This is a genomic window from Methylobacter marinus A45 (assembly GCF_000383855.1).
Taxonomy (GTDB): domain Bacteria; phylum Pseudomonadota; class Gammaproteobacteria; order Methylococcales; family Methylomonadaceae; genus Methylobacter; species Methylobacter marinus.
On record NZ_KB912877.1, the window covers coordinates 3,517,232 to 3,537,816 of the forward strand.

A 20,585-nucleotide genomic window follows, 5' to 3' on the forward strand; every position below is an offset into this window, starting at 1 on the left:
ATGAATCAACCAGTTGAAATGAGCATGAGAAACCGAACCGGCATCGACCGCTCGCCGGCCGACAGCCAGAAAATGATCGATGCGGCCAATGCCTATATGCCGAGTTCCAAGGGCAATGGCTCGGCGCTGATGGATATGGAGTCCGGTTATATTCAGGAAGCCGAGCCAGTGGGCACGGTGGCTATTCCCGGCACGCTGAAAGGCGCGGCCCAGGCCACCATACAGATGCTGGCCGGTAGAAATGCCGAGGTCCTGGTCGACAAACTGGGCGAGCGCCTGGCCTTCGAGCGGACGGGCACGCGACTGTACGATTATTTCATCAACAAGTGTGAGACCATGCATTGCGAGGCGCCGATTTCCATCGATACGCTCAAGCGTTTCCGGCATGAGGAAGCCCAGCACTTCAGGCTGGTTGCCAACGCTTTGGAGACCCTGGGGGCCGATTCCACCTCGCAGACGCCGGGAGCCGATGTCAGCGCCGTAGCGTCCAGCGGCGTGCTTCAGGTACTGAGTGATCCGCGCACATCGGTGGACCAATCCCTGGAAGTCATGCTTAATGCCGAGCTTGTGGACAATGCCGGCTGGGATCTGCTGGTCAAGCTGGCCGATGAAATGGGGCTGGAAGACATGGCGAAGGATTTTCAAGTGGCGTTGAACGAGGAGGACGAGCATCTGATGGAAATAAGGCAGTGGTACGAGCAATGCACTCTGAAACAGGCGGGGGCGATATAAAAGCAGGTCGCCCCGGGCTTGCAATGACCTGCTGAAGCGTAGTTTTTGTAACACAAATCCATGAAGACCACGAGGAACACGTTGGTCTTCATGACTATAATGCCGTGGCGGTTAAGCCCAGCGCCAACGGGTGTCCTCGGGAACAGGCTATATGGCAGAGTTCGTAAAACGGATGGGCGAATGGTGCGCGATGGTCATCGAAGCGGTCGGCGTCGGGCTTATTGTGGTGCTGGCGATCTATGCGCTGACCCTAGCGGTATTCCAGCTTCTTTCCAAGCGACGTGATACGGATAGCATTTATCGCGATCTACGCCAGCGTCTGGGGCGCGGCATCCTGTTGGGCCTGGAGCTTTTTGTCGCGGCCGATGTCATTTACTCCGTGGTCGTGGACGTCACATTTGAAACGGTGGGTGTCTTATCCATCATCATGCTTATACGCACATTTCTCAGTTTTTCGCTGGAAGTGGAGTTGAACGGCCGCTGGCCTTGGCAGAACAAGGACTGACACGCCAATGAAACGCCGCGCTGTTTCTGATAAAGCTATTGTTTATGCTTATGATGCTCGATGCCATGATGCATGCCCGGCATGGCATCAGGTCCGTGATCGCTAAGTTGTGCATCGAACCATTGGTGGACGGCGGTGATTAGCGACGGGTCCTGGGTGGAGTAAGTAATTTCAGCGCCATCGGGCAACTCCTTGTACCGAACAAGAATCTGGCCCGGTTTGGCGGCGCGTAATGCTGCCAGCCCCGGCATGTCCCGACCATGAATAGCTTCAGGCTTGGAGAAGTCGCCATGAGCGAATTCCTTGGCAATCTGCTTCAGATGCTGCCGAATCAGCTCGATTTGCCTGCTGTCGCGCGGGTCTTTGACGATGACTTGTTGCACGCCGCCGGTTTCGGTCTTGGTGAAAATATGCTGTGTTTGCCCGAGGTCAAAAGACATGACCTGCTTGCCGCGCTCGGTAATTTCCTGCAGTCGTTCCGGGCTCGCTGTTTGCGCGCAAACTGTCTGGCTGAGTATCAAGCCGAGTAACGCCGGAGCAAGAACAGTGATGCTGTTGCTATGATGCATAAGAGTCTCCATAAAACCGTGCGGGTTAGAACAATGATTAACGCTGAAAATCAAGGATTTGAATGATTTTATACAGCATGATAACGGATGAGTGCATTATTTTCTTCATAATTTATAACCGTTTAGGATTAACCGCTCACGGGGCGACAAGCTCACCACGAACGAATAGACAGTACTTGCAGCTTATCGAAGGACTCAGCGCAAACGGCTGCCATCACGCCCGTTTTCCTGCTATGTGTGATATCGCACTGAAGCGGCATCGCCATCGTCTTATGCTCTTCAGCCATATGACAAAAATTATTCCATTGTTACGCCCTAAGAGTGAGTGGCGGCGTAGCGGTTTATTTTCCAGGAGAGAGCGATGACCAAAGTGCTTGTACTGTATTACTCATCCTATGGACATATCGAGCGCATGGCCGAGGCCGTGGCCGAAGGCGCGCGCGAGACCGGCGCCGAAACGGCCATCAAACGCGTGCCCGAACTGGTGCCTGAAGAGGTCGCGCGCAAATCCGGTTATAAAATGGATCAGCCCGCGCCGATCGCAACGGTCGAGGAACTGCCCGAGTACGACGCCATCATTTTCGGCACCGGTACGCGCTACGGCAACATGTCGGCACAGATGAAGAGCTTCATCGACAGGACCGGATCGCTCTGGATGAACGGCTCGCTGGTCGGCAAGGTCGGCTCGGTGTTCACTTCAACGGCCACGCAGCACGGCGGCCAGGAATCGACCATCCTGACTTTTCATCCAGTGCTTTTGCACCTGGGCTTCATCATCGTCGGCCTGCCTTATGCCTTTCAGGGACAGATGGGTACCGATGAAGTGATGGGCAATTCCCCTTACGGCGCCTCGACCATCGCCGGCGGAGACGGCAGCCGCTGGCCCTCGGAAGTGGAACTGGAGGGCGCCCGCTACCAGGGCCGCCATGTGGCGCGGATCGCGGCCAGGCAATGCGCGGGCGGGGGTTAAAGCACGGCGGATCTCATTCCCGCGCTCCCGAGACTGTGAAAGTATTCAATTTAAAGGATTTAACCACGAAGGACACGGAGAGCACGAAGTTTTAAGCTTTTGATTAACTTAAATTTTTCTTCGTGTCCTCGGCAACTGCTCCTGCGTTGCTCTACCTCCTGCATCCCTGCAGTCGTTCGTGATCTTCGTGGTGAATAAGGCTTTTTATGACGTTTTTCACTAATTCTTTCACACTCTCTCCCGCGTGGGAATGCATACCGGGCTCCAAGAGCGACACAATTTCCCCCTCCTGCCTAAACCCGCTTGCCAAGATGCTCGGCCAGGCCCCGCATGGCGGCGGATGGATCATCCGGCGACAGGTGCACATTGATGAGGCTGGGCGATGATCGCTGTGCCAAAGCCTGATTCAGGCAATCCTCGAATTCATCCTCGGTGCTGGCCGCGTAGCCTGTCAATGGCCCGAACAGCTCGCCCAGGCGTTCGAATTGCCAGGCGGGAATATCGTTGAACGGGCCGTCGAGAATATAGCGTTCGGTACTGTAGCCCTTGTTGTTGAACACGATCACGATCGGATTGAGTCCCAAATGCGCTATCGTCGACAGTTCGGTGCCGGTCATCTGGAAGGCGCCGTCGCCGACCAGCACCAGCGTGCGGCGTGTGGGGCGGGCGATCTGCGCGCCGAGCGCGGCGGGAACGGCGAAGCCCATGGAGGTGTAATAGGCCGAGGCCAGGAATTCACTGTTTTCATGCACTCTCAGGTCGATCGCGGAAAACAGGCAATCGCCGACATCACTGACGACGACCATGTCGGGCGTCAGGAAGCGGTTCAGCCGGGCAATAAGCCGGATGATTTTCATCGGCTGGCCCTTGACGGGAAAATCGAATGCCGCGGGTTTCGCCGCGACTGCGGGGCCTGTCTGGGGGCGGGGCGTCATCCGCTCGTTCAGCATGCTGACGAAATCGCGCAGCAGTACCTGCGGATAACGGTGATGATGAATAATGACCTCGTCCTGGCTGGCGCGTATGATCCGGTTGGCATCGAGCCTGGCGGTAAAAATGCCCAGATCGACGTCATTCAATGTGACTCCCAGCATCAACAGGAAATCGGCCTGTTCCACGCGGTCGCGGGCCAGGGGCGAGCCCATCGCGCCTTCATAAATGCCCAGATAGCAGGGATGGCGTTCGCCCAGCACCGACTTGCCGGTCAGCGTTGCCGCGACCGGCAGATGCGTTTTGTCGACCAGGCTCAACAGTTGGTCCTGCAGGCCGCGCCGGTGCAGTTCGACACCGGCGACCAGCACCGGCGAGGCGGCCTCGTCCAGCAATTGCAAGGCTTCCTCCACGGCTTCGTTAAGCGATGCGGCATCGCTGGCGGGGGCGGGCAGCGATTCCGAGGGGATTGGATAACCCTCGGTGTCCACGCGATCGCGCGGCAGTTCGATGTAAACGGGCTTGCAATGTTCGCGGGCCGCGGCCAGCACGCGGTCGATCTGGCGGAAGGCCGTATAGGGATCGTCCAGGACCGCGACGGCGCAGGTGATGCGTTCGAATATTTCACGCTGAAGCCGGAACGGGCCGAAGCGGTGGTGCAGCAGCGGATGCTCGCGCCGTTCCTTAATGCCCGGTGCGCCGCTGATGACGACTATCGGCGATGATTCGGCATGAGCGCCGGCGACCGCGTTGACGACATTCAGGGCGCCGACGCCGTAGGTGACCGCCATTGCCCCAAGCCCGCGACAGCGGGCATAAGCATCGGTTGCGAAAGCGGCGGTATCCTCACGGGTGGTGCCGATATGCTGGACCGGGCTTTCCGACAGTTGCTGGTAAAAGCGCAGGATATAATCGCCCGGTACGCCGAAGATATGATGCACTCCCGACTCGTACAGGCGGGTCAAGAGGTAGTGGCCGATGGATGGATTCGATGACATGAGAGCGTACCTCCTTGGATTAACGGGGTCCGCCTATGGCGAATGCGGACGATTTTTATTTCATACCGTGATTTTGTGGCATTGTGACTGAACTAGCGGCGATACCGCGGCTGAAATCTGGGATCGCCTCCCCATCCCGGCGGCCGGCCTTGATAGGATCGATAAGGAGGACGCCGGGGATAATCGTAATATCGATCATAATAAGGCCGCTCATAGTAATAGGGCGGCCGCTTGTGTCTGGGCACAAAGCGATACTCGTCATATCTGTGAGGCGGTCTTTGATAGCCGTAATACCGACTGGAGCCTGAATAGCCGTAGTAGGGTCTGTAGCCGTAGGAAGGCGGGTAGCGGCGATAGTAGGGCCTGAATCCGGGCCTGCCGCCGAGTTCAAGGAGCGGCCCACCGCGATGAGCGCCTACAGCGGCATCGGCGGTTACGGCAGGGGAAGTAAAAAAGCCGGTCAGCATCACTAAGAGCGCTGCCATCCGGGCGGGTAATGTTTTCATAATAACCTCTGTTGCACAGGACGAGATTATCGCGGGCAATTTTTCTAAAGGGTTTTAATACCAGGGATAATAGTAATAGCCGAACCTGTTGTATCGATAGGGATAATAGGGATAATAGCCCATATACGGACCGTAATAGACATCCCTGTATTGTTCTTCCGGCCAGAGATAAATATTGCCGATTTCGACGTTCGGCAACGCCAGCATTTTCTTGCCGATCGCGCGCTCAATGGTGCCGGCGATGGTGCCCGTTACGGTCACTTCGGCGCCTTGCTTATAGATAGCGGGGTCCAGGAAATTCGGGGTTTGAATAACGAATCGCCCTTCGGTTTCCCGGTACACGCGCGGACGGCCTGAATTGTTCAACGGATAATACAGAATTTGCATTCGCGTAACGTTCGCTTCGTTTTCGACGTCGATAATCGTGCCGCCCCAGCGCACGGGCGTGCCGCGATGAGCCTCAATATTACTGCGTACCTGATCGAGGTGGACATCGACTGCGGGTGCGTTTTTCAGCACGGGCGGCATACTTGAACAGGCGCTTAGCAAGAAGCTTAATAAGAGTAACAACTGTTTCATAATATCCCCCATGCGTATGCTGGAATCAGTTATAAGAAACACAGACCTGAACGAATAAAACCATTTTAAAAACTAGGACTTATTTTAGGCATTAAAATTCCTTAAGCGGGAACCCCCGTGGCGGGACAGGCGCTGTCTCGATGGATCGATGCACAGTTGGACCCATGCTCATGGCTTGACCAATCGGTTGCCGTGGTTATATAAAAACCGTGTATAAAGTCTAGTCCAATGCCTGGCGGCAAGCCGAAAAATATCGGGTTCAGCCCTGTGCCGCCAGCGCGTCGGTCATTTGAATCGGGTGCTCGTATCTGGCTGCGTACCAGACCGGGCGGGCACTATTCGCAAGCCGCTGAACCGGGGAGCCTGACCTGACTCTCAGGTTTTTTCTTGTCCTGTGGGTCACAGGCAATGATTTATGAAAAGCGTTATGACTGGAGAATCCTATGAAAAATAATCGTTTATCGGCCGTCTGTCGTGCAGCGCATTTCACCGTTAAGCCGCTGAATTTAAGTTGAACCTGAGTCCATGCGCTTGATTCCTGCAATGCCGAAAGCGGCGGCTTCGCTCATGCTGGCGCTGTATTTGACGGTGTCCGCGGCTGTTGCCGAAGTGACTGTTACGGGTGTTCAGGGGCAGGCCCGGGATAATGTTTTGGTCATGCTGTCGCTGGAAAAGGAACCCTGCGATGCGCCGGAGTGGAAAATACGCAACCTGTTTGCGAAAGCCGATCAGGAAATTGATCGGGCCTTGCGGGCCTTGGGGTATTACCACGCCGCCGTGGAAAAGTCGCTGACCTTTGACGGCGACTGCTGGCAAGCTGACCTTAACATCCGGCCCGGCACGCGGGCCGTGGTCAACGCCATCGATATCACCATTACCGGCGATGCGCTTGACGATCCCGAATTTCAGAAGTTGCGCGATAACTTGCCGATAAAAACCGGCAGCCCCGTCCATCACGGCGATTACGAAAGCCTGAAGCGGCGTTTTGAAGCGTTGGCGCAGGAGCGCGGCTATTTAAACGCAACATTCGCCGAAAGCCGGCTGCTGATCGACAAGGACCGTAACAGCGCCAGAATCGAACTGGTATTCGATGCCGGCAAGCGCATGTATTTCGGCGATGTCACGGTTAGGCAGGACATCCTGAATCCCGAGTTCGTGGAAAAATACATTGCGATAAAAAAAGGCGACTTTTATACCACCGAGCAGCTGGTCAAAACGCATAACGCGCTGTCGCAAAGCGACTATTTCGATATCGTGGAAATCATCCCGGACACCGATAATATCGAGCAGCAGCACGTGCCGGTATCGATTACGCTACACCCCAGGAGCCGGCATCTTTACAGCTTCGGATTGGGGTTCGATACCGATATAGGGCCGCTGGCCAACGCGACTTACAAGAACCGCCGCCTGAACCGGCGCGGCCATTTCCTGACCGCCAATCTCGACATCTCGCCGGTCCTGTCCATGGCCGATGTCGCATACAATATCCCGCTGGACGACCCGACCTACGATGTGTTCAGTTTCGGCGGCGGCTTGAGATACGAAGATACCGACACTTTCAAATCCAGAAAAGCGGCACTGTCCGCGCGTTACAAGAAAGCGTTGGACAGCGGCTGGAAGCAGACGCTGTTCCTCGACTTCAGCTATGAGGAATTCGAAACCGAGACCACTTCCGGCGAGGCGCTGTTATTAATCCCCGGCGCCAATTGGCTGCGTTCCGTGGCCGACAGTGTCGTGCGGCCGACCCGAGGCTATCGAGCCGAATTCGAAGTGATCGGCAGTTACGAGAATCCGCTTTCCGACGTCAGTTTTCTGCAAGGCACATTTTCCGGCCTGTGGATGCACCCTTTTTCCTGGGGCGGCAAATTCATCGGCCGTACCGATCTGGGCGCCACACTGATCGATGATCTGGTGCAGCTGCCCACTTCGTACCGTTTTTACGCGGGCGGCATCAACAGCATTCGCGGCTATGATTACAAGGAACTGGCCCCGAGGGACCGGTTCGGCCATGTTGAAGGCGGCCAGTTCCTGACGGTGGTCAGCGCCGAATACGAGCATCCCGTACTTGATGACTGGGGCGTGGCGGCCTTCGTCGATACCGGCAATGCCTTCAATACCGACAGCATCAGCTTCAAAACCGGCATCGGCCTGGGCATCCGCTGGTACTCGCCGATCGGTCCGGTGCGCCTCGACTTCGCCGTGCCGTTGAGCGAGTCCGATTCCTCGTTTCAGGTCCACTTTTCCGCAGGCACACGGCTATGAGGAAATGGCTGCTGGCGCTCGGACTGCTGATCGTGCTGATAATCCCCGTCGGCCTGTTCGGTCTGGTCGGCAGCGAAGCCGGCAGCCGCTGGCTGTTACGGCAGGTTTTCGCCTATCTGCCGGCGCAGGTGACGGTTGCCGCCATGGAAGGCCGATTGATAGACCGCATGGCGCTCAGGGATCTGCATTATCAAAGCGATACTGAAACCGTGGCCGTTGAAAATCTGGTATTCGCCTGGCGGCCGCGGGAACTTCTGTCGGGCACCGTCAAAATCGTTGACCTGACGCTGCACGGCGTCACCGCGAATATCAAGCCATCCGAGGAAACTCCCAAGGACGAGGCGCCGTTCGATTTCCAGGCCGGCCTGCAATTGCCGGTAGAGATTGCGATTGAAAATCTGTTGCTGACCGATGCGCGGCTGCAACTGGACGACCAGGTGCATGAACTGGCAAGACTGCGGCTGGCAGCCACGACCGAACAGGGGCGGCTTACTGTCAGCCGACTGGAAGTCGATGCCAGGCCGGTCGTTGCGAGCGCGCAAGGCCAGGTGACATTGGGCGAGGGCTTTCCGTTCAGCTTGCAGGCCGACTGGCAGGTCAACACCGAAACCGAAGGCGTATGGCAAGGCGCGACCGCCGTCCATGGCGACATCGAGCGGATCGTTTTCGATAACCGCTTATCCGCGCCATTCATCGCCAATCTGGCCGGCAGCCTGGAAAACGTGCTCGATCAGCCGCGCATCGACGCGCGCGGCGACTGGCGCGATCTCAAGTGGCCGCTGACCGCCGCCGAGCCGGAATTGAAAAGCGAGCAGGGCACGCTGACATTGAGCGGTCTGCTCGATGATTACCGGCTGACCGTCGATGGCCGGCTGACGCAGCAGTACCTGCCCGAGGGCCGCTTGTCATTCAACGGCACGGGCAGCCTTGAGGCCATGGCCATAGAAAAACTGGAGCTGAAATCCAGGACCGGCTTGTTTCAAGTGACCGGCGATGTCGCCTGGAAGGACGCGCCGGCGTTCGACTTGATGGCCGAAGGCCGGCATTTCAATCCGGCCATTATCGTGCCCGACGTGCCCGGCGACCTGACCTTCAGCACACACTTGAAGGGCAAACTGGCCGAACAGGCGCTGGAACTGGAGGCCGATATCGGCAAGCTGAGCGGCGAACTGCGCAACTATCCGGTCAGCGCCGACGGCAAATTATTCCTGGCCGGCGAACGGCTCAGAGTCGATGCCCTGCATATCGCCTCGGGCGCCAACAGACTGGCCGTGAACGGCACGCTGGAGCCGGAGCAGGGGGCGCTGGATGTCACGATTAATGCGCCACGGCTCGATACCCTGTGGCCGGGCCTGGGCGGGAGCCTGAACGGCAAGGGGCGCTTGCAGGGCGCATGGCGGCATCCGTCGGTAGCCTTCCAGGCGCAAGGCCGGGGTTTGCGCTTTGCCGAATACCGCGCCGAACAGCTGGATGCCGATATTGATTATCGCCCCGAGGCTACGTCGAAACTGCGGCTATCACTAAACCGCATCCGCACAGGCACCGTCGAAATTGCCCGGCTGCTGGTCGAAGGCGGCGGCACGCAGGCGGCGCATGGCGTCAGCGCCGATCTGCGCTCGTCCGAAGGCGACCTGTCGGCGGTTTTGGCGGGCGGCATCAAAAACGGCCGCTGGCAGGGCGGCCTGTCGGAGTTGGACCTGAACACGCCGGATCAGGGGCGCTGGCGGCTGCGGGAAACCATGGCGATCGACATAGCTCCGCGCGAGGCGGGCGTCGATGTGGCTTTGCAACAAGGCTGTCTGGTCCGGCAGGCGTCTGCCGTTTGCGTGCAGGGGGACTATCAGGCCAGCGGCGACTTCCAGTTTGATCTGAACGTGACGGCACTGCCGCTGTCGCTGCTGCAGGCTTATCTGGGAGAGCAGGTGACGCTAAACGGCATTATCAATGCCGATGCCGGCATCGCGCGGCTGAAACAGGGATTGGCCGGCAGTTACCGTCTTGAGATGCCGGCCGGAGCGAGCGTGTCGATGCAGGCGCAGGAAGCCGCCACGACCATTCCGCTGGGCGCCTCGTCCGTGACCGGCACGTTGGACGGCGATAAGGTTTCGGCCGATCTGAACCTGGCCCTGGCCGGCCAGGATTTTGTGCGCGGGCAGGTGCAGGTCGATACCGGCGAAAGCCAGGCCATCGCCGGCCGCATTCAGGCCTCGATAGCTGAGTTTGCGCTATTCAATGCCTTTGTCCCGAATGTGTCCGGTATCGAAGGCCATCTCCAGGCGGACCTGACGCTGCAGGGCGTCGTGCAGCAGCCGGCCGCGGCCGGCACGATCCGGCTTTCCGGCGGTGCGGTCAATATTGAGGAACTGGGATTGTCGCTTCGCGATATCAAACTGCAGGTCGCCGCCGCCAGGGACAATCCCGAGCGCTTGCAGATACAGGGTGCTGCAAAATCGGGCGAGGGGAATGTCTATCTGGATGGCTTTGTGCTGCTGCGGCCGGAATCAGGCTGGCCGCTTGAATTGAGGCTGACAGGCGAGGCGTTTGAGGTCGCGAAGCTGCCGGAAGCGCAGATTGCCGTTTCACCGGCGTTAAAGATCACTTATGCGAACGGGCAGGGCAAGATAACCGGCAAATTGGCGGTGCCGACAGCGATCATGCAGCTCAAGGAACTGCCGGAACAGGCTGTCAAGGTCAGCGAGGATGAAATCATTGTCGGCGAGGCGCCTGTTGAGGAAACAGCGCCCGCCGTGCCGGGCTTCGATGTCGATATAAACGTTGAGTTGGGCAAGAACGTGAGCTTTTCAGGGATGGGCTTGGAAACCGATCTCGAAGGTAACTTGAAGATTATCCAGCGAGCGGGAAAAATGACCATGCACGGCGCCATCGACATGAAAGAGGCCCGTTACAAGCAGTACGGGCAAGACCTGTCCGTGCGTAAGGGGCGTTTCGTTTTCAACGGCCCGGTCGATAATCCCTGGCTGGACGTGGAAGCCTCGCGCCTGTCGCGCGATGAAAAAGTCACGGCGGTGCTCAGTGTCACGGGGCCGCTGAAAACGCCGCAGACCCGCATCTATTCGGAACCTGCCTTGCCGGAAGCGGAGGCGCTGGCTTATCTGATTGCCGGCCGGCCGCTCAATCGGGTCAGCGAGTCGGAAGGCAATATGATCGCCAGCGCGGCCTTGTCTTATGGCGCCGGCAAGGTATCCTGGATTGCCGACAAGTTCGGTATTGATGAATTTGAGGTTAAGGAGGGGGAAACGCTGCAGGACACGCTGCTCGCCGTCGGTCAATACCTGACGCCGGATTTTTATGTCGGCACCAAGGTCGGCCTGTTCAACAAGCAAGCGGTACTGGTCTTGAAGCAGATGCTGACAGAGTCCCTGAGTGTTGAAAGCGAGGCCGGCGAGTCGCAGCGAATCAAGTTGAACTATGAGATTGAGGTCGATTGAGGGTGAAAGGCTGCCCTGCAAATGCGTCGTAGGGTCGAATTTATTCGACCAGAGACAACTCAATAAAAAATTGCCCATGCGCAACGACAGATAATAATTAAGACTCAATCAAAACCTCTTCTATAATTTCCTTGGGATTGGCTGACTACCTGAATCGGATTTTTATTATGAACAAACCGGTAACGCGAGACCGTCCGGCATCGAAAAAAAATACGGCGTCGACTCAAGCCAAACCGCGCCCACGTCCGCGGACGGCACGGTCGGCGGTAAAAAAGCCGGCATCCAGGCCGACAGTCGATCAGTTCAAAAACAGGCTGTTGCTAATTTCGCTTGAAGTGGCGGCCCTCGTTATTACGGCGGTGTCGACGGTGATCGTGTTACTCGGCTATTCGGCCGGCAAATTTTCAGGCACACAGTTTTTCAGCAGTCTGCTGCCTTTTGCCATTGGCGTGGCCGCTTTGATCCTGGCCGCGGCGGTCTTGCTGATAGGCTGGTGGAAACTGCGGAGTCGGCTGCAGTCGGTCTCGGCCGTGCTGGCGCCGATGCTGGCAACCGGGCTGGCGCTCATGATCGGCTGGTTTGCGCTTCAGGGTGAATTCGCTCTGGCATACGGACATTTTAAGGCGTTGGTCGGAGGCCGGCAGGAAGCAGCCCGTATAACGCTGGCGCATCAGGTTTATGCCGCCTATCGGCGTTACGGCACCGCGCAGCTGCTGCATCTGGTGAAACGCGCGCAAGCTTATAATCCCGCTATCGAGGAAGCAGCCAAAGCGTTCGATCTGGACCCGAATCTGCTGCAGGGGGTCGCCGCGGCAGAGTCTTCATTCAAGCCACGGGACAGCCTGGATGGCGGGCACGGCCTGTTCCAGATCACGCGCGTGCCCAAACCGGTCCTGGAGCAGGTGGGCAGGCGCCTGGGCACGGAAAAACTGTCTTTGTTCAATCACCGGCACAACGCCTTCATTGCCGCCGCTACGTTAAAACACTATCTGGCCGAAATGAACGGCGATCTGTTTCTGGGGCTGCTGGCCTACAATATCGGACCCGCGAACGGCGGTTTGCGCTTTATCATGCATAAATACGGCGTGACGGATTTCGTTACCATACAGCCTTATCTGCAAAAACTGCCGCGCGACTATCCGGTGCGCGTCCTTTCGTATGCCCTGGCTTTCAGGCTCTGGCGGCACGAAGGCCAAATACCGGCTTATGAAGAAGGCAAGAATGCCATTCGGATACAACGTATCGGCATACCGGGATTGCAAGCGGAGCTTTGAGTGGGGATAAAACAGGCTATAGCAATCAACCGTTACCTGAAAGCAACGGCTGCTGTGAAAACTGAGTTTTATTATTCACAGGCCCGCCTGAAAAACACAGTAGGGTACGCAGTGCGTACCTTTTCAATCGGTTCCGGTGAATGTCATCCCAAAAGGTACGCACTACCCTAAAGGGCATAAATGCGTACCCTACCGGGATTATGGAAACCTCTGGCGCCTTGTCGGCCAGTGAATAGCTTGTTTTCATGGCGACGTATGCCTGAAGGCGGTGATACGGTGCAACATCTTATCAATGCTGCACCGCACAGATATGAACTTAAGCCTGATCCGCCACTGTTACGCACAGATTGGTCGGTTTTTTATTGGCTTCCATTATCGGTTTCAGTGTAAATGAGACGACCGATTCCACGCCCGCATCGCCCAGATCCGCGACCGGCACTTTTTCGACGGAAATTTTACTGCCTTTGACTTTCCATTTGTAATTGGCGTCGAAAGCGGTGTTTTTACCGGAATTTTCCAGGTCGACTTCAAAATTGGCGCCCGCACAGGCTTCGGTGGGGTCTTTCAAGTCCAGGACGTGAGCATGAAAACCGGAAGTGGCAGCTTCATGGGAACTGTCGTCTATAGGCAAGTGCGTAGTCAGCACCAGCACATTATTACCGCCGTCGGTCAATACCGCGTAGCCGAAGGCGCCGGATTTTCCGTCAACAGGGATGTCCTGGTTGGTTTTGATTTCCACTTCCAGCATTTTTTTGTCGGCTTTGCCTTCCACTTCCACTTCCACATCCTTGATCGATAAATAGCCGGCGGTTTGAGCCAGAACTACGCCGCTGGCCAATGTCAGGCCCATGGCTGATGCAAGTAACGATGTTTTGTTAAAAAATTTCATAACTGATCTCCATTGAAAGAAGTATTGAATCGATATTATTTATACATTGTATCGATGAAGTAAGGCAAGTGTATATTTAACATGGCATCACTTTATTCGTTCACTTTAAGGGCTTTCTAGTTCCATCAGCTCTGAACTCTAACGATTTCATTGAGTCCTTGATCCTGATTCATGCATAAAATCAGATATTTGATTTCCTTGGATTAAAGTGGGTTTCTTCTTTGTCTCTCCGTGCGCGCAGCTGTTTTGGATCAGAGAGGGTATTTCTATGCAACATGTCTTGAAGTGGGTGGGAATAACTTTACTGGTACTGATCGTTGCTATCGCTCTGCTGCTGGCTTTCTTCGACTGGAACCGGTTGCGCGCTCCGATATCGTCCCAAATCAGCAGCCAGCTGGACCGGCGTTTTGAGATTCAGGGTGATCTGGATGTGAAGTTGGGCTGGACGCCGCGTATCACAGTCAACAAAATCGAACTGGCCAATGCGGAGTGGGGCAGCGAGCCGGAAATGCTGAGCCTGGATCGCCTGGTATTCAGCATCAGATTGCCGGATTTATTGAAAGGCAAGATCGTGCTGCCGGAAATCCACTTGTCCAGGCCCCGGGTGCTGCTGGAAAAGAACGCTGACGGCAAAGGCAACTGGGCGTTTAAAACCGACGAGGAAACGGAAACCGAGCGCACCGAATTTCCCAAAATTGGCCGCCTGACGCTCGATGAAAGCAAACTGGTCTACCGCGATCCGACCTTAGATACGGAACTGGATATTAGTGCGTCGGCAGTCGGGGCGGCGAAAGAACAGGCCGTCGAATTGCAAGGCCAGGGCCGTTTCGAGGGCGAGCCCTTCACGCTTAAGGCGCAAGGTGGCTCGCTGCTGGAACTGTGGGAAAAGCGCAAGCCCTATCCCGTCGATCTGGAAATGACCGCCGGTGAGACCAAGGTCGTGGTCGAGGGTACGTTTGCCGATCCGGTACAATTGCGCGAACCCAAACTGTCGATCGAGTTACAGGGCGACAGTCTTGATATGCTGACGCCTTTTATCGGCGTGCCGATGGCCGAGACCCCGTCCTATAAATTCAACGGCCATGTGACGCGCTCCGGCGAGAGTTGGCACATACACGATCTGGATGGAAAAATGGGCGGCAGCGATATCGCCGGCGAAGTTACCTATAGCACGCCGGAAGAGCGGCCATTTCTGCAAGCCAATATCAAGTCCAGACGACTCGACTTCAAGGATCTGGTGGGCTTTATCGGCGTCGATCCGACGCCGGAGGAGAAAGAGAGGCCGCGCATCTTCCCCGATGAACCCTATAGTCCAGAGGCGATGCGCTCCGCCGACGCGGACGTGAACTTCTATAGCGACAACATCATCACGCCCAATCTGCCGATTGACGAATTCAAGACCCATCTGCACGTGGATCACGGCAAGCTGACGCTGGACCCCTTGAATTTTCGCATCGATATTGGCCAGATTGCATCCGTCATCACCATGGATGCCGGCAAGGATCTTATCGTCACGAAGGCGGATATCAAAATCCGCGAGGTGCCGCTCAAACGCCTGTTGGCCGATACACAGTTTGAGCAGGAAAGCGATGGCATGTTCTTCGGCCAGATCGGCCTCGACACGACCGGCAACTCGGTAGCCGAAATGCTCGGCCGCGGAAACGGCGATGTCACGTTGCTGATGGAGCAAGGCCATATCAGCAGTCTGCTAGTGGAACTGGCGGGTCTGGATGTGGCCGAATCGCTGGGCCTTCTGCTGACCGAGGACAAAAGTACCCGGGTGCGTTGCATAATCGGCAACTTCAAGGTCAATGACGGCATCATGAAGACCGCGCCGTTCATGATCGATACTGCCGATACCAATATCAATATTACCGGGCAGATTGATTTGGGCAAGGAGACCGTTGATCTGCGGCTTGATGCCAATCCCAAGGATGTCAGTCTGTTAGCCGCGCGCGTGCCGGTCAATGTCACAGGAACATTCAAGTCGCCGACAGTCATGCCGGATCGGTCTAGTCTGGCTGCCAAGGCAGGGATTTCGGCCGCCTTGGGCGTGTTGCTGACACCGGTCGCGACCATTATTCCATGGGTTGACTGGGGATTGGGTGAAGATAGCGCCTGCCATGCCTTGATTGATGAAGCGCAAGCGGACGATGCGGCGGCGCAGCGGAAACCGTCGCCCGGTCGATCCGGCAATAAAGGGCCGGCAAAGCGGAATGCCGATTAGTTTGGTCTTCAGTTCCTGTCCAGACTTTTACCGCTTATTCATCCAATAGGAACTGGATTGGGCGCCCGAGGTTGTTCATTGAACCGGCATTGCCTATATAATCGCTATTGTTATCCGTCTATTCATGAGTCCAGCTTGAGCGTTGAACCCAGCGTTCCGGCGATTCTGACCGCGTAAGATATTAAAGAGGTGCAAATCCATGACAGAAGCACTAGCGATTACCCGTCTACTGCAAAATTGTAAAGAGCTGAGTGCCTTTTGCAGCCAGAACGGCGGGATCATCAATGAATCGATTCACTATGAAATCATCGAGCGCCAGCCCGAGAGCCTGTTGATCTATGTGACTTTTCTTGAAAGCATCATGGAAGGCTCCGGCTGCCAGGGCGATCAGAAACCCTGTTATGGGCGTTTGCGGTTACGATTGAATGAGCAGGGGGAAATCATCGGCGTCGAGCCGGCCTGATCTTTACTTACCGCTCCGTGGATAGGATTTGGCCGCCTTAATCTTTCCACCAAAACAATCAGGTAGAATAACTCTGAACCATAATAGTGCATCACCATAGGTTAAAATTCTATGAATTCGGAAACGTTAACAATTCGTGTGGAATGTTATGCCGGTTACCGGGGAGAGGAAACGCCAAGACGTTTTTTCATGGGCGATAAAGCTATTGAAATCGAAGAAGTGATCGACCGCTGGCTGGCACCCGAATACCGTTATTTCAAAGTGCGCGGCAGCGAAAACGATATCTATATACTGCGGCATGATGAATTAGCGCAGCGATGGGAGCTGACGATGTTCCAAAGCGGGAAGTTGGATGGCAATTCATTATCCTCGACTTGAATAGGTCACATTCATCTGATTGCCGGCTATTGAGCACATTGATGCACATGGATTGTTTTTTCATCAAGGCGGCCCCTTTGACCGGTACTCAGGTGAGAGACGGGCTGGTTCTGGGAGATGATGCCAGGGCCATTAATCATGCTCGTTGCATTCATCGCTTTTTGTCGGCGGTATTTTTTCTGGTGGCCACGATACTCCGTGGGAACCGATACCGGGCTTTGAGAGCGGCATATCATATGGCCCGGTATCGGTTCCCAACGAGGAATTTTACTCGTCAGAACAAGGCTGACTAAGTACTAGCTTTGTTTAAACGTCGAATTGCAGGCTTGCGAGCCTGGCGTAAAGCCCGCTCCGTTGGCGCAAATCATCCGGCGCGCCAATTTCGACGATGCGTCCCTGGTCCATTACAATGATGCGGCTGACTTTTTTCACTGTAGCCAGCCGGTGAGCAATGATCAGGGTAGTGCGACCTTGCATGGCGACATTTAATCCCTCTTGCACGAGAATTTCGGATTCGGCATCCAGTGCGCTGGTGGCTTCATCGAGCAGCAGAAGTGGCGCATTTTTCAAAATGGCACGGGCGATGGCGATGCGCTGGCGCTGGCCTCCGGACAAGCGGGTGCCGCGTTCGCCAAGGAATGTCTGATAACCTTCCGGCAGGCGCTGGATGAATTCTTCTACCTGCGCCGATCGGGCGGCTGCCATGACCTCATCATCGCTGGCCGTAGGTCGGCCGTAACGAATATTTTCCAGCGCATTGGCCGAGAAGATCACCGGATCTTGCGACACGATGGCAATCCTGTTCCGCAAGTCGTGCAAAGAAAGCTGACGGATATCCTGTTCGTTGAACCGGACGACGCCGTCCGTTACCTCGTAAAAACGCAATAACAGTTGGAACAGGGTCGTCTTGCCCGCACCGGAAGGGCCGACCAGCGCGACACTTTCGCCGGCGGCGATGTCGAGCGAGATGTCATCAAGCGCCTTCGTCTGCGGACGCGACGGGTAACGGAAGGTGACATGCTCGAACTGAATTTCCGATTTTTCGGGGGACGGCAGCGGTTGGGGCGGGTTGGCGTCGATAATGGCGGGCCTGGCATGGAGCAGTTCCAGCAAGCGCTCGGCCGCGCCCGCCGCCCGCATGACATCGCCCCATACCTCCGCCAGGGTGCCTGCTCCGCCCGCTACCAGGGCTGCATAAAGGATAAAGGAAGTCAGTTGCCCGCCCGTCATGATGCCAGTCTGTACCTGGTGCGCACCGACCCACAGCACAAAAACAATGACACCCATCACCGCCATGATAATTAGCGCGGTCAGCACTGCCCGCACGCGGCTCCGCCGGATGGCGGTCATAAAGCTGACTTCCGCACGGTCGGCGAAGCGCCGGGCTTCCTGTTGTTCATGGGTATAGGCCTGAACCGTCGGCACCGCGTTGAGGATCTCACCGGCCAGCGCCGAGGCATCGGCAATTTTGTCCTGCGCTTCACGCGAGAGTTTTTTCACGCGACGGCCGATAGCAAGGATGGGCAGCATCAGCAGGGCCATAAGACCCAGATTCAGGGAGAACAGGTATAAATGGGTTACCGCCAGCATGATCATGCCGCCGGCCAGTTGAAACAAACTGCGCAAGCCCATGGAAATGGAACTGCCGATGACGGTCTGGATCAGGGCGGTGTCGCCGGTTAGCCGCGACAGCACTTCGCCGGTCTGCAGCGTTTCGAAAAATTGTGGATTCTGCGCCAGCACACGCGCATACACGGCACTGCGTAAATCCGCCGTCACCCGCTCACCCAGCCAGGTCACGGTGTAATAACGCGCCGCGACGGCCAATGCCCACACGCTCGCCAGCCCGAACAGGACCGCGAAGCGTCCGTTCAGGCTCAGCGAGCCCAGCAGCCCCGTGCTGGCACTCTGCCGTTGGCCAAAACCGAAGTCAATCAGGTCTCGGAACGCCAATGGAACCGCCAGGATGGTGGCCGAGCCAAGACACAGCAGGACAAAGGCCAGAGCCATTCTCCCCCGATAAGGGCGGAGAAAAGGCCACAGATTCCTAAGAGACGACAAGTGCCGGGAGGTATCAGGTTGCGTTGATTTCGAGATAAATCGTCCTGCTCGTGTTGGATGGGATATGATCGATTCTCTCATAACTTAGAATGCATCGAAATGGAAAATATTCGGGAGAATTGACAACCGCTATTGACTGTTTTGTCCATGCAAGCCAAAGTAGTCAGTCAATTTAATTATGACAGGTAAATTGTAGGTGCGAATTTATTCGCACTTTTTTGCAACCATAAAACACTTTGGCTTTATCCTGGCGAACGATAGTGGCGCCAATCTGATACGCCTGGGGTAATATAGACGACATTGCTTGTCCGGTAACGGCAATTAACCTTTCCCTGATTAACTCACGAGGTCAATTCATGAAATTATTCAATGTTTTGCCACTATTGATGTTAACGATGGTGACCAGTCAAACCTGGGCTTACGGCAGCAGTAGCAGCCAAAAAGCCTGCCAGAAACCGGGATTTAGTGATTTTGACCCGGCCGACAAAGCGGAAGTAGCGCCTGGAGCGCCGTTTTCTTTTCTGGCTTCCGGTGTTCTGGATCCCTCCAGCATTAGCGTCACGGTCAAGGGGCAGCCGGTCGAGGTCGCGGTAAAGGAACTGTCCTCCAAACGCTATGCGGTAACCGGCAATCTGCCTGAAGCGTTGAAAGGCGATTATGCCCGCATCGCTATTAGCGCCCAAGGTAAATGTAAAGGCAGCGATGGTTGGCTGGTCAAAATAACCGAGTAGATCCATTGAGTGATATGAAATACGCACCGATTTGCCATGCCTTTTTCAATACGGATAATCATAGTTGAATCGGTCTTACCGGGGCGGAAATTTTTGCGAATGCCTGAATTTGACGGCAATCCGGGGTGGAGTGGAGTGCGACTTGGTTGCGATTTCCGGCTTAATAAAGACTGATGCTGTGCCAGGCTGTTAAGCGGATTGCGAAGTTTAAACAGGGTTAAAATAAAAAACTCCCAGAGCCGTGAAGCGCTGGGAGTTTTTAAGTCGCTTGTTTAAGCTGTTCAGACAAGGCGGTTACTCGCATGTTAAGCGACCGTCATTGCCACGTTTACGGTTCGTGTTGACGTTACTGGCAATGGCCGCAGCCGCGAACAAGGTGGATGAAATAATGAATTCGCCAGAGATAAAGCCCAGCAGGCCAGTTAAAAACACTGCTCCGGTTAAGATGTCTTTGTAGAAGTCGCTCATGGTTAGATCCTCATTGCGGTGGAAAAGAATTTAGACTACGACTCAACTATAGGAGAGAGTAATAATGTTGACAATAGTACTATTTATAGATTCATTGTTTCATGATTGGCAACACTAAAAGTATTTACTCGCTGTAAAAACTGAGTAGAATAGTCAGGATTAGGTATCGCTCAGACATCCCGCATCAGACTGCAAAAAGCCCGGTATTTTGGCCTTTTTTCCTTTCCTACCCCATTCCCTTCGCTTGTATTGTAATTTGAATATCGTTTCATTTTCGGATGCCCAACTTTTGTCAATGCCTGCGTCTGTTATAAGCATGCCTTTCGTGAAACGCCCGGTGTGGGCAATGCTGGGCTGGGGCAGGGCGCCTGATTAACGTTAGAGTAATCAGCCGTTACTTGAAACCAACTGCTGTTGTTAAATAAAGTAGGGTACGCAGTGCGTACCTTTTCAAGCTTCCGATGCATGCAATCCCAAAAGGTACGCACTGCGTACCCTAGTGTGCCCAGCATGGGCCAAAACTAGTTACCTGAAAGGAGGTAACCGGAAGTAGTAACGACAACCGTAGCGAAACCGCAAGGGGGAAGCCGCGAG

Annotated in this window: 17 protein-coding genes; 10 read left to right on the top strand and 7 right to left on the bottom strand. The window is 55.5% G+C overall.

The window, feature by feature from the left end:
* Both METMA_RS0116740 and METMA_RS0116745 read left to right on the top strand, forming a co-directional pair.
* Positions 1–732 carry a hypothetical protein gene (locus METMA_RS0116740; RefSeq protein WP_027147403.1) on the top strand — a complete coding sequence of 244 codons (732 nt, stop codon included), beginning with the start codon at positions 1–3 and terminating at the stop codon, positions 730–732.
* A 151-nt stretch (positions 733–883) separates the two neighbouring features.
* Positions 884–1,237, top strand: coding sequence for a DUF1622 domain-containing protein (locus METMA_RS0116745; protein WP_027147404.1), 354 nt, complete (start codon positions 884–886; stop codon positions 1,235–1,237).
* A gap of 35 nt (positions 1,238–1,272) precedes the next feature.
* On the opposite strand, the gene METMA_RS0116750 is transcribed toward METMA_RS0116745, so the two are convergent.
* On the bottom strand, positions 1,273–1,806 hold the full coding sequence (locus METMA_RS0116750; protein ID WP_020160264.1) for a hypothetical protein: 534 nt from the start codon (positions 1,804–1,806) through the stop codon (positions 1,273–1,275).
* A 361-nt stretch (positions 1,807–2,167) separates the two neighbouring features.
* On the opposite strand from METMA_RS0116750, the gene wrbA reads away from it, so the two are divergent.
* The gene (gene wrbA, locus METMA_RS0116755; protein ID WP_020160265.1) at positions 2,168–2,776 is read left to right on the top strand and encodes an NAD(P)H:quinone oxidoreductase; all 609 of its coding nucleotides are present in this window, start codon (positions 2,168–2,170) and stop codon (positions 2,774–2,776) included.
* 293 nt (positions 2,777–3,069) lie between these two features.
* Here the strand turns inward: wrbA and METMA_RS0116760 are convergent, their stop codons facing one another.
* The 3 genes from METMA_RS0116760 to METMA_RS0116770 form a co-directional block, all read right to left on the bottom strand.
* A complete protein-coding gene (locus METMA_RS0116760; protein WP_020160266.1) occupies positions 3,070–4,704 on the bottom strand; it encodes an alpha-keto acid decarboxylase family protein in 1,635 nt (544 codons plus the stop codon).
* Between the two features lie 92 nt (positions 4,705–4,796).
* Complete coding sequence (locus METMA_RS27565; protein WP_020160267.1) at positions 4,797–5,210, bottom strand: hypothetical protein; 414 nt, start codon at positions 5,208–5,210, stop codon at positions 4,797–4,799.
* A gap of 54 nt (positions 5,211–5,264) precedes the next feature.
* On the bottom strand, positions 5,265–5,789 hold the full coding sequence (locus METMA_RS0116770) for a Slp family lipoprotein (protein WP_027147405.1): 525 nt from the start codon (positions 5,787–5,789) through the stop codon (positions 5,265–5,267).
* Between the two features lie 543 nt (positions 5,790–6,332).
* Between METMA_RS0116770 and METMA_RS0116775 the strand changes: the two genes are divergently transcribed.
* From METMA_RS0116775 to METMA_RS0116785, 3 genes are all read left to right on the top strand, one after another.
* Positions 6,333–8,051 carry an autotransporter assembly complex protein TamA gene (locus METMA_RS0116775; protein ID WP_232216371.1) on the top strand — a complete coding sequence of 573 codons (1,719 nt, stop codon included), beginning with the start codon at positions 6,333–6,335 and terminating at the stop codon, positions 8,049–8,051.
* Entirely contained in the window at positions 8,048–11,500 is a 3,453-nt protein-coding gene (locus METMA_RS0116780; RefSeq protein ID WP_020160270.1) for a translocation/assembly module TamB domain-containing protein, read from the top strand. The genes METMA_RS0116775 and METMA_RS0116780 overlap by 4 nt, the downstream gene beginning before the upstream one ends.
* Before the next feature lie 167 nt (positions 11,501–11,667).
* Positions 11,668–12,774: a transglycosylase SLT domain-containing protein gene (locus METMA_RS0116785; protein WP_020160271.1), complete on the top strand. Its 1,107-nt coding sequence runs from the start codon at positions 11,668–11,670 to the stop codon at positions 12,772–12,774.
* Positions 12,775–13,090: 316 nt separating this feature from the next.
* Here the strand turns inward: METMA_RS0116785 and METMA_RS0116790 are convergent, their stop codons facing one another.
* Positions 13,091–13,663 carry a hypothetical protein gene (locus METMA_RS0116790; protein WP_020160272.1) on the bottom strand — a complete coding sequence of 191 codons (573 nt, stop codon included), beginning with the start codon at positions 13,661–13,663 and terminating at the stop codon, positions 13,091–13,093.
* Positions 13,664–13,931: 268 nt separating this feature from the next.
* On the opposite strand from METMA_RS0116790, the gene METMA_RS0116795 reads away from it, so the two are divergent.
* From METMA_RS0116795 to METMA_RS0116805, 3 genes are all read left to right on the top strand, one after another.
* On the top strand, positions 13,932–15,890 hold the full coding sequence (locus METMA_RS0116795; RefSeq protein WP_020160273.1) for an AsmA family protein: 1,959 nt from the start codon (positions 13,932–13,934) through the stop codon (positions 15,888–15,890).
* A 199-nt stretch (positions 15,891–16,089) separates the two neighbouring features.
* The gene (locus tag METMA_RS0116800) at positions 16,090–16,353 is read left to right on the top strand and encodes a hypothetical protein (protein WP_020160274.1); all 264 of its coding nucleotides are present in this window, start codon (positions 16,090–16,092) and stop codon (positions 16,351–16,353) included.
* Positions 16,354–16,464: 111 nt separating this feature from the next.
* Entirely contained in the window at positions 16,465–16,731 is a 267-nt protein-coding gene (locus tag METMA_RS0116805; RefSeq protein ID WP_020160275.1) for a hypothetical protein, read from the top strand.
* A 306-nt stretch (positions 16,732–17,037) separates the two neighbouring features.
* Here METMA_RS0116805 and METMA_RS0116815 read toward each other — a convergent pair whose 3' ends face one another.
* Positions 17,038–18,741 (bottom strand): ABC transporter transmembrane domain-containing protein, encoded by a 1,704-nt coding sequence (locus METMA_RS0116815; RefSeq protein WP_020160277.1) that lies wholly within the window; start codon positions 18,739–18,741, stop codon positions 17,038–17,040.
* 407 nt (positions 18,742–19,148) lie between these two features.
* On the opposite strand from METMA_RS0116815, the gene METMA_RS0116820 reads away from it, so the two are divergent.
* A complete protein-coding gene (locus METMA_RS0116820) occupies positions 19,149–19,523 on the top strand; it encodes a hypothetical protein (RefSeq protein ID WP_020160278.1) in 375 nt (124 codons plus the stop codon).
* Between the two features lie 294 nt (positions 19,524–19,817).
* On the opposite strand, the gene METMA_RS27570 is transcribed toward METMA_RS0116820, so the two are convergent.
* Positions 19,818–19,991, bottom strand: a complete 174-nt coding sequence (locus METMA_RS27570) for a hypothetical protein (protein ID WP_020160279.1) — start codon at positions 19,989–19,991, stop codon at positions 19,818–19,820.
* Positions 19,992–20,585 lie beyond the last annotated feature (594 nt).